This is a genomic window from Mucilaginibacter sp. (assembly GCF_028288185.1).
GTDB lineage: Bacteria > Bacteroidota > Bacteroidia > Sphingobacteriales > Sphingobacteriaceae > Mucilaginibacter.
On the sequence record NZ_JAQBOF010000011.1, the window covers coordinates 135,613 to 146,213 of the forward strand.

Annotated in this window: 7 protein-coding genes; 6 read left to right on the forward strand and 1 reads right to left on the reverse strand. The window is 43.2% G+C overall.

Going from position 1 to position 10,601, the window contains the following annotated elements:
• Positions 1–259 precede the first annotated feature (259 nt).
• From JWQ34_RS05485 to pdeM, 6 genes are all read left to right on the forward strand, one after another.
• Positions 260–2,659, forward strand: a complete 2,400-nt coding sequence (locus JWQ34_RS05485; protein WP_299355109.1) for a TonB-dependent receptor — start codon at positions 260–262, stop codon at positions 2,657–2,659.
• A gap of 75 nt (positions 2,660–2,734) precedes the next feature.
• A complete protein-coding gene (pnuC, locus tag JWQ34_RS05490; protein ID WP_299355113.1) occupies positions 2,735–3,370 on the forward strand; it encodes a nicotinamide riboside transporter PnuC in 636 nt (211 codons plus the stop codon).
• A gap of 2 nt (positions 3,371–3,372) precedes the next feature.
• Positions 3,373–4,488, forward strand: coding sequence for an acyl-CoA dehydrogenase (locus JWQ34_RS05495; protein WP_299355116.1), 1,116 nt, complete (start codon positions 3,373–3,375; stop codon positions 4,486–4,488).
• A 66-nt stretch (positions 4,489–4,554) separates the two neighbouring features.
• Entirely contained in the window at positions 4,555–6,240 is a 1,686-nt protein-coding gene (pafA, locus tag JWQ34_RS05500) for an alkaline phosphatase PafA (RefSeq protein ID WP_299355119.1), read from the forward strand.
• 37 nt (positions 6,241–6,277) lie between these two features.
• Positions 6,278–8,476: a hypothetical protein gene (locus JWQ34_RS05505; protein ID WP_299355122.1), complete on the forward strand. Its 2,199-nt coding sequence runs from the start codon at positions 6,278–6,280 to the stop codon at positions 8,474–8,476.
• A 73-nt stretch (positions 8,477–8,549) separates the two neighbouring features.
• Positions 8,550–9,215, forward strand: coding sequence for a ligase-associated DNA damage response endonuclease PdeM (pdeM, locus tag JWQ34_RS05510; protein ID WP_299355125.1), 666 nt, complete (start codon positions 8,550–8,552; stop codon positions 9,213–9,215).
• Here the strand turns inward: pdeM and JWQ34_RS05515 are convergent.
• Positions 9,212–10,351, reverse strand: coding sequence for a TlpA disulfide reductase family protein (locus JWQ34_RS05515; protein WP_299355128.1), 1,140 nt, complete (start codon positions 10,349–10,351; stop codon positions 9,212–9,214). The genes pdeM and JWQ34_RS05515 overlap by 4 nt on opposite strands.
• Between the last annotated feature and the right edge of the window lie 250 nt (positions 10,352–10,601).

The following is a 10,601-nucleotide window of genomic DNA, read 5'->3' on the forward strand; positions in this document are numbered from 1 at the left end:
TGCTTTGGAACGACTAAATATGCTGCAGCGTATTTTACCAAACTGAAAGACAGGCTGAGATCAAACCCATTGTTTTGAGTTATGAGTATTGAGTTATAGGTTTTGAGTTTTATACTCATCACTCACAACTCGTCACCCATCACTCACCAACATGCACCTGATCCGGGTAATGCCGGCGTAGGGAGAGGTAATAAGTTAAGTGTACTGCGTATTCAACCCTGGTGTGCAGATGGTTTAACATTTTTTTATTTAACAAACTTTGAAAAATTTATTTACGGCATTATTTGCCTTGCTGCTGCCTGTCCTGGCATCGGCCCAATTCACTATTACCGGTACGGTAAAAGACAACTCAAGTAGAAGACCGCTGCCCGGAGCCACTATTAGTATTAAAAGCTATCCCACTCAAACATCTACTGATGAAGATGGCAAATTCCAGATTACGCTTCCAGGATCGGGAACTTTTGTTATTAATGCAACTTATTTAGGCTACCACCCAATTTCTGACACGGTGCATCTTAATGGAGGTAATAAAATTTCCATAGTGTTCAATTTAGCCAAAAACACCTTTTTAACTGAAGAGGTTACCGTAAACGCTACCCGTGCATCAGCCAACTCGCCTACGGCATTTACCAATTTGAGTAAAAAAGACATCGACAAAAACAACTCGGGTCGTGGGTTTGAGTATTTGCTGGAGCAAACGCCATCAACCGTGGTAACATCAAACGCGGGTGCAGGTGTGGGTTATACTAGTATCCGCATTCGCGGATCAGACCCTACCCGCATTAACGTAACCCTAAACGGTATCCCTATGAATGATGCCGAGGATCAGGGTGTATACTTTGTCGACCTGCCTGACCTGGCTTCGTCTGTTGATAATATACAGGTACAGCGCGGCGTGGGTACATCAACCAACGGCGCTGGTGCTTTTGGTGCAAGTATCAACATACAAACTACCACCCGCCGTGATAGCGCCTATACAGAGCTGAATAGCTCGGCGGGTTCGTACGGAACTTTAAAGAACACCATTAACCTGGGTACAGGCTTATTAGGCGGACATTATAGTTTTGATGGACGTTTATCAAACATGCGGTCAGACGGTTACATAGACCGCTCGGCATCCACGCTTCGATCTTATTTTTTAAGCGGAGCATATTATGGCAAAACCAGCGTATTACGCCTAAATGTTTTTGGCGGATACGAGCAAACCCACCAGGCCTGGGACGGTGTGCCCGAGGATAGTGTAAAGTTTGGCAATCGTAAGTATAACGAGTTGGGTTATATTAACGCGACCGGGAAATACTATGGTAATCAAACTGATAATTATAACCAGAACTATTACCAGTTATTGTATAATCAGCAACTCAGCCCAAAGCTATCATTTAGCGGGGCATTGCATTATACCCACGGCTACGGTTATTACGAAGAATATAAAAACGATGCCGCATTAAGCGACTATGGTGTTACCCCGGTTGTTGTTGGCGGCACTACCATCAGCACAACCGATTTGATACGCCGCTTATGGCTAAACAATGATTTTTATGGCGCAACGTATAATTTCAACTACAAACCAAGTACTAAGTTAGATATAACATTGGGCGGTGCGTATAACGAATACAAAGGTCGCCATTATGATAACATTGAGTGGACACAGCAAAGCACCAACATCCCGCAGGATTATGAGTACTCGCGCAACAATGCCAAGAAAACAGACTTTAACCTGTTTACCCGTGCCGAGTATCATTTGGGCAATGTATTATTATATGGTGATGTGCAATACCGCCACATCGGTTACTCGTTTTTAGGGTACGATCAAAACCTGAAGAATGTACAGCAACAAGTAGGCTTAAACTTTTTTAACCCTAAAGCGGGTATAACCTATCAGGTAAATGATAACAGCAATGTTTACGCGTCAATAGCTATAGGTAACCATGAGCCAAATCGTAGCGATTTTGTAAACTCATCACCATCAAGCCGCCCTAAGGCAGAAAATTTAAAGGACCTGGAAGTAGGCTACCGCACCAGCCAAACAGGCTTTAGCGCAGGCATTAACGGCTTTTATATGCTATACAAAAATCAATTGGTTTTAACAGGAGCGTTAAATGATGTTGGCGAAGCTATCCGCACCAATATTGCCGATAGCTATCGTGCAGGTATTGAGGCAAATGCTAAAGTTAATATAACACAACAGCTAAACTGGTTTGTTAACGCTACGGTAAGCACTAATAAGGTTAAAAACTTCCAGCAGTTTTTATATAATTATGATACAAGCACTTTGGCCGCAACCCAATATGCTAAAACAGATATAGCTTATTCGCCTAACCTTACCGGGGCAAGCACTATCAGTTACCAGCCTATAAAAAATGCAGAGATCGCCTTTATCAGCAAATATGTTAGTCAGCAGTATTTAGATAATACCTCAACCCAAAGCCGCTCATTGCCACGGTATTTTGTAAATGATGTAAGGCTGAATTACAACTTCGCCATAAAAGGCGTTAAAAATATCGGTATCGGCTTATTGATCAATAACGTGTTCAGTGCCAAATACCAATCAGATGGCGCAACCTATCCTGATATTGAAAGTGGTAAAGTTGTAAATTATAACTACTGGTTTGCACAGGCCCCTGCTAATTTCCTGGCATCGGTAAATATTAAATTCTAAAAACAACAATGGCAGGATAACAAATCCTGCCATTGTTGTTTAATAGGTTTCACAAAATTAAATCATAAGCCAATAATGATAAACATACATCAATGGCTGCAACTGTTTATCGACCAGGTAAACCAAACCACCTTGTGGGAATGGCTGGCCGTAATATTGGGCGTAGCCGAAGTACTACTGGCCAAGATCAATAATATATGGCTTTATCCTACCGGGATAGTGGGTACTATAACAGGTATCTATATTTTAATGGTAGCGGGGCTGTATGCAGAATCGGCATTAAGCATTTATTACATAGTAATGAGTGTTTATGGCTGGGTGCATTGGATAAAAAGACGCGATGCGCCGCCGGTAAAAATTACCTGGGCCACTAAACAAGAATGGATAATTACCATCCTGATAGTAGTAGTGGGCTGGGTTATCTTTTATGTGCTCCTTAAAAAATTCACCGCATCAAACGTACCGGTATGGGATGCCTGGGTATCATCAACGGCATGGGCAGGCATGTGGTTGTTGGCAAGGCGTAAGTTGGAAAACTGGATACTACTAAACGTTTCTAATCTGTTTGCCATACCACTGCTTTGTTATAAGCATTTAATAATGTTTGCCACGCTTACGCTGATTTTGTTTATCGTAGCCATCTTCGGTTTTTTTGAATGGCGCGCTATCTGGAAAAAAGATAACGAGACCCAACTCGCTTTAACTACTTAAACATGGAAAACAGCATACCACACCCATCCACATTTATTACTACGGATGATATAAATACCATAAGAAACACCGCCACCGAAGCCGAACGATTAGGCATGCTGCACCCCGAGCAACTGGCAGTAATTTACCGGGAACGTTGGTTTAAATTATTAGTGCCTGATGTTTATACCGGTCGGCAAATAATCCTGCCCGAATTGGTGCGGCTACAGGAAGCTATCAGTTGGACAGACGGTAGCACCGGCTGGGTAGTCACTCTTTGCAGCGGCGCGGGTTGGTTCGGCGGATTTATTGAGCCGGAAGTTGCACAGCGGATATTTAACAATACGCACGTTTGCCTGGCCGGCAGCGGCGCTGTAGGCGGAACAGCCGAGATCACCGAAAGCGGCTACCTTATTAACGGCAGTTGGAAATACGCCAGCGGCGCGCATCATGCCACTCACATTACTGCTAATTGCGCTATAAAAAACAACGATTCGCCGGTTTTAAATGATGATGGCGAGCAACTGGTATTACCGTTTATATTTGACAAAAAAGATGTTACTATCCTGCCCGCCTGGAAATATATCGGCATGGTGGCTACCGGCAGTGATGCTTTTGAGATTAAGGGTTTAGTTGTGCCGGGAGATCGGCAATTTAAAATTGATCCGTCAGCAGTAAAAGTTGATGGCGCTTTATATCATTACTCATTTTTGCAACTGGCCGAGGCTACGCTGGCGGTTAATATATCGGGCATCGTGATACATTTTATAGACCTTTGTGCCGATGTGTTTAACAACAGGATGAACCATCCGCGGCTTACCAATCAGCAAAAAATGTTTTTAATTGATACGCTGGCTCTGGCAAATAAAGAAATGACCGATCTGCGTAAAGCATTTTTTGAAGCAGTTGATATTTCATGGGAGGCGATAATGGCAGAGAAAGTAGTGCCCGATGCAAAGCTGAATGCAGTTAGCATTACCAGCCGCCGGCTGGCAATAACTGCAAGAGAAATCGTTGATCGGCTTTATCCGCTCTGCGGATTGGTAGCGGCGAGCGCCGATAGTGAGATCAACCGTGCCTGGCGAGATCTGCATACTGCCAGCCAGCATACTTTGTTAACCTTTCCTTTTGGTACTTAATATTAATAAAAAATTCATCTGCAATTATAATTGTATATTGATATTTGAGTTTCTTAATATTACATCATGAAATTTAAACACCTTCTATTACTGCTAAGCGTTTGTGTTGCTGTTAATGTAACCGCGCAATCCAAAAAGAAAACAACTACAGCTACTGTATCAACCACCTTACCCCGCCCCAAACTGGTGGTAGGCATAGTGGTAGACCAAATGCGTTGGGATTACCTGTATCGTTTTTATGATCGTTACAGTAATGGTGGCTTTAAAAGAATGCTGAATGAAGGTTTTAGCTGCGAAAACGCAAATATTGATTATATACCAACAGTAACAGCTGCCGGGCATACCGCAATTTATACGGGTTCTGTACCGGCAATACATGGCATAGCAGGCAATGACTTTATTGTACAAGCTACCGGTAAATCCATGTATTGCGCCGAGGATAACTCGGTGGAAACAGTGGGCAGTACATCAGACGCGGGCAAAATGTCGCCGCGCAACTTATTGGTTACTACGGTTACTGATGAGTTGAGGCTGGCAACAAATTTCCGGTCGAAAGTTATCGGTATAGCGCTGAAGGATCGCGGTGGTATCTTACCTGCCGGGCATACCGCTAACGCGGCTTATTGGTTTGACGACAAAAGCGGTAACTGGATAACCAGTACTTATTACATGAACGACCTGCCGCAATGGATGAAAGATTTTAATGCCAAAAAACTACCCGAGTTTTATTTAAAGAAAGACTGGAATCCCCTTTATCCGGTAAGTACCTACATACAAACCCTGCCTGACGAAAGTAAATACGAGGGCAAATTTAAAGGCGCAACCAGCGCGACCTTGCCTGTAAAAACATCCGAGTTATATAAAGGCAATTTAGGGATGATCCGCAGTACGCCGTATGGTAATACCTTAACGCTTGACTTGGCAATAGCGGCTATCAATGCCGAAAAAATGGGACAGGGCCCGGTGACTGATTTCCTCGCGGTGAGTTTATCATCAACCGATTATGTGGGCCATCAATACGGTATTAATGCTGTTGAAGTTGAAGACACTTACCTGCGCTTAGATAAAGATCTGGCTGCCTTCTTCACTTACCTGGATGGCAAAGTTGGCAAGGGCCAATACACCATATTTTTAACTGCCGACCACGGTGCCGCGCACAATACCTCTTTTTTACAAGATCATAAAATCCCTGCGGATGTATGGGATGACGGCGCTGCGCTAAAAGAGTTGAACAAAGTATTACAGGATAAATACAAGACTGCCCGGCTGATAATAAGCATTACCAATTACCAGGTAAATTTAAACTATGCCGCAATTAAAAGCGATAAGCTTAATGAAGAGGAAATAAAGGCTGATTGTATTCGGTTTTTTGAAAAACAACCGGCTGTTGCTTTCGCGATTGATATGCAAAAAGCAACAACAGCCAATATTCCGGAGGAGTTGCGTATGCGTATTATTAATGGTTATAGCATAGCCAATAGCGGTGTTATACAGATCATTTTAAAACCGGGTTATTTTACCGGTCACGGCTCTGGCGATGCCGGCACTACCGGCACAACCCACGGCACCTGGAACCCTTATGATACCCACATACCCATGGTGTTTATGGGCTGGGGTATTAATCACGGCAGTACAGCCAACCAAACGTATATGACCGATATTGCCCCAACCGTTGCTTCGTTATTACACATACAGGCACCAAATGGCTCGATAGGCCACGCGGTAAGCGCTGTGATAAAGACCGAAAAATAAAACAAATAGATACCTAACAGTAAGCTGTACAATCCTTATGAAAAAAATAGCGTGTTTGTTTAGCTTAGTGTTAATGACTCTTTTAACCACTGCACAGGTACCCGATAAAAGCTGGTGGACATTTTCTTATTCCGAAGGAGGATCGCCGGATGGTGATCTGCTAAACCTGAGATACCTCAACGAGCATTTCGCAGGCGAAAACGGGTTTATAAAACTAAGTGCCGATGGTAACTCGTTTGTAAACGGCAAACATAAAGAGATCCGTTTTTGGGCCTGCAATGGCGGTAGCATGGCTAGTGGATTTAACGATCAAAAATTAGATAGCCTGGCTAAGTTCCTGGCCAAAATGGGGGTTAACCTAATACGCTATCATGGCGCTATTAATCCCAAGGGTAAAAACACTTCTATTAATGATGTAGATACCACCGAGGCGCGTAATATATGGCGCTGCGTGGCGGCCATGAAAAAACAAGGCATTTATACTGTCATATCGCCCTTTTGGCCCGCCAATGGGCACATGGGCGGCTGGATACCCAAAGAATGGGGCATTGACGGCTACTCGGGCAAGGACGACATGTGGGCGGTGTTGTATTTTAATGATAAACTAAAAGTGGGTTATAAAACCTGGGTTAAATATTTATATACCACGCCTAACCCGTACACCCACGTTGCGCTAAAAGACGAACCTGCGGTAGCCATTATCCAGGTAGAAAACGAAGACTCGCCTTTTTTCTGGACCATGAGTGGCATAAAACCCGAGTTGGCAAAAACGGTTGGTGTGCAATTTTCTAAATGGTTGAGAAATAAATATGGTCCGTTAGAAAGCATTAAAGATACCATGGCCTTGTTGCCTATTTATGATCTAACACTTCCGCCTAAAGAAAGCACGCAGAAACGGGTAAGAGATCAGGTAGAATTTTATGCCGCCAGGCAACGTGGTTTTTATGATGACATGGTGCATTACTATCGTGATGTTTTGGGGTGTAAGCAATTAATAAATGGCAATAATTGGCGTACCGCATCGCAAAGCCGCTTGCTTGATCTGGAGCGTTGGGCCAACAGCGGAGCGGACGTTATCGCTGTAAACAAATACTTCGACCCGCAGCATAAGGGGGCCAACGCGGGCTGGCGTATAGATCCCGGTGATTTTTATGGGGCACCATCGGCACTAAAAAACCCGGCAGATATGCCAACCAACGTTAAACATGTTGCAGGCCACCCCATGATGGTGACCGAAAGCGGCTGGAACCTGCCCAATAAATATCAAACAGAAGGACCCCTATTGGTAGCCGCCTACGGCGGGCTTACAGGTTTAGATGCTTTCTTTTGGTTTAGCCCGAGTGCTGTAAACTTTGCAACGCAACCTTATTATACCTTCCTTAACATAAAAGGGCAACACCCTTTAAACCGTTGGACAACATCAACCCCCGGCGAAATGGGGATGTTCCCGGCCAACGCGTTGATACAACGATTAGGCTATGTAAAAGAGGCCAAAGCGGTAACCGAACAGCGAACCATGAACAGCATGCTTGACCGTTACGTCCCACCGATATTCGAAGAGCAATCTTTTGATCCTAATCGTGATTTTGTGATCGGTGATAAAAAGAATGAAGGACAAGGCAAGCTATCGCCGCTAACTTTTTTAACCGGTAATGTATCTACCACTTATAATAGCAAAAAAGACACATTCAAGGTATCGGCAGATCTTGCTCAATTGATCAATACCAAAGAAGGCAAAGTCACCTCAGTAACCGGCGAGCAGGCATTGAATTATAAGGATGGAATTTTCACGCTAAACACACCCAAAGCAAAGGCTGTAACCGGGTTTTTAAGCAGCAAAGGGGTGTTTGATTTAAGCGGAGTAACAATCACCTCGACCAATGAATATGCAACTATCGAACTGGTAAGTATGGATGGCATCAACATAGACCACTCAAAAAAAATACTGCTACAGGTAGGCACCATATTCAGGCCTACCAATTGGGGGGAAGAACCTACAACAATAACCAATAAAAACCAACAACTTACGGGCTTTAAAATAACCAATACCGGTAAAATGCCATGGTTGGCTATGCCGGTAAATGGGAGTATTGCCATTAAAAATAAACTCATTAAAAAAGCGATACAACTGGACGCTGCGGGCCACGCCATTAAAAAGCTGGATCTGCAAATTTCTGCTGACGGTGTAGCGCTAAAACTCCCTGCAGATGCTTATTATATTTTGTTGGAGGATTAGATTATTAATAATTGTTAGTCCGGATTAACGACTGTCTAATTAGTTTCCTCCTTTTATTACTTTTGCACCAATTATGAAGATGAGTGCGGCCACCCCTTTTACATTATTAAACCAGGATCTTTTACTATTACCGCAGCGTGCCATTTACTGGCAACAGCAAAAAACTTTAATTGCTGCCGATGTGCATTTGGGTAAGGTGGGTCACTTTCGCAAAGCAGGGATAGCAGTGCCGCGGGATATGGAGCAGGGTGATCTGGGAGTATTATCGGACCTGATCCATGAGTATCGGCCTGAAAAAATAGTGTTCCTGGGCGACCTGTTCCATAGTGATATGAATGCCGATTGGGACTGGTTCAAGCTATGGCGGCAACAATTCCCCAAGCTTGAAATTATACTGATACGCGGCAACCATGATATTGTGCATGACGACCATTACCACCAATTGAATATCAGTTTGCATGATTCGCTTTTAATAGAGCCTTTCCTGATGCTGCACCACCCGCAAGCCGAAGAAGAATTGGATGAGCTAACTGGTTATGTTTTTTGCGGACATATACACCCCGGCATAAATTTAACAGGCAAGGGTCGGCAAAGTTTAACGCTGCCTTGTTTTGCGTTTGGGAAAAGACAAGCCATACTCCCGTCCTTTGGTAAGTTTACCGGGCGCGTAGCTATACGAAACCTGAAAACCGACCGCATTTTTGCAGTGTTGAAAGATAAGGTAATGGCTATTGATTAGTGATGTTTAAAATAATTATCAACTGCGGCAGGCACATCGGCAAAATCTACAACGCGTTCTATAATAAGCCCCTTCCCATCTACCAGGTAATAAGCCGGTATGCTTTTTATACCCCAGTTTGGCCCGTTTGGCGAGTCGTCACCTTTAAGATCTGATACCTGTGTCCATTTCATTTGGTCACGATCTATAGCTGTCAGCCATTTATCCTTGTCGGTATCAAATGATATGCTTACTACATCAAAACCTTTAGAGGTTAATTGCATCAACTGGCTAATTATCTGCGCATGGTTATCGCGGCTTGTTCCATTGGTTGAGCGCCAAAAATCAAGCAGTATCAGCTTTTTGTTCATGGCTTTAATATTCACCTCCTTACCATCGGGCGTGGTACCGGCAATGGCGGGTGCGGTACCGCCAGGGGCCAGTTTGCTTAGCTCTTTCAACTTTCCTTCAAGTATCTTGCCGTCATCGCTGTTTTTAGCAGCATAGCTAAACCGGGTAAAAAGCCTGTAAAAAGCCACCGGATCATCCTGGTAATCCATGTGGGTCATCAGGTGAGCGGCTACCTCGTTGTCAGGAAATTTAACCATAAAGGCAGTAAAAACGCTTAACTGATCAACCTGATTGGTTCTCATTTCTTCGGCTTGCATTTTACTTAGTTTATCGGTTTCGGCAGACGACCTCATGTTCCCATTATCCATTTTTTGCATTTGCTGATTAATAGCAACTACTTTTTGGCGTGCCTGGTGTACCAGCGTATCATTAATAGCGTAATAGGCCGATAGCTGGGTTTGCATTTGCGATGATGAGGTAACGCGCGGATAATCGTTTATTCTATCTTGGTCTATGTTGATGGCGTAGGTGCCCGGTTCAAGATACAATTCCACCTCGCGCGTGATGCCTTTGGTAGCTTTAGATGCGTATAGCATTTTATAATAACCCGAATACTGCAGATACTTTTTGAATTTAAACCTCCCTTCTTCAATATCCGTTCTGAAAACATTGTTGTTTGCTAAATCCCTTATAATAACATTGCCATAGGTTACGCCGGGGGCGGTACCGGTAATTTCAATATCACCTTGCGTACGCTTGCAACCGGCAAATGTTATCGCAAGGAGAATAAAGCAAATGTATTTCATTTTTAACATAGGGAGTTGGCAACCACTAAAGTAATATAATTACTATTAAACGCAAAAAACACACAAGGTTTTTAATTAAAACCACCTCCTTTTAGATTGTTTCTAAATAGCTAATTGCCCGCTAATTACTAAAAAGCATTTATATCTTTTGGTATTTAATAAATACTTTTGCGTAAATATTCATTTACAATAAAATAATGAGCGAAATTAAACAAACCTTTAACTCATCGCTGGGCAAAAAGCTTATTAT

What these genes read in the sequence shown, in the direction of transcription:
- pnuC (WP_299355113.1), top strand. Translation starts at nt 2,735, where the DNA reads ATGATAAACATACATCAATGGCTGCAACTGTTTATCGACCAGGTAAAC.
- JWQ34_RS05495 (WP_299355116.1), top strand. Translation starts at nt 3,373, where the DNA reads ATGGAAAACAGCATACCACACCCATCCACATTTATTACTACGGATGAT.
- pafA (WP_299355119.1), top strand. Translation starts at nt 4,555, where the DNA reads ATGAAATTTAAACACCTTCTATTACTGCTAAGCGTTTGTGTTGCTGTT.
- JWQ34_RS05505 (WP_299355122.1), top strand. Translation starts at nt 6,278, where the DNA reads ATGAAAAAAATAGCGTGTTTGTTTAGCTTAGTGTTAATGACTCTTTTA.
- pdeM (WP_299355125.1), top strand. Translation starts at nt 8,550, where the DNA reads ATGAAGATGAGTGCGGCCACCCCTTTTACATTATTAAACCAGGATCTT.
- JWQ34_RS05515 (WP_299355128.1), bottom strand. Translation starts at nt 10,351, where the DNA reads ATGAAATACATTTGCTTTATTCTCCTTGCGATAACATTTGCCGGTTGC.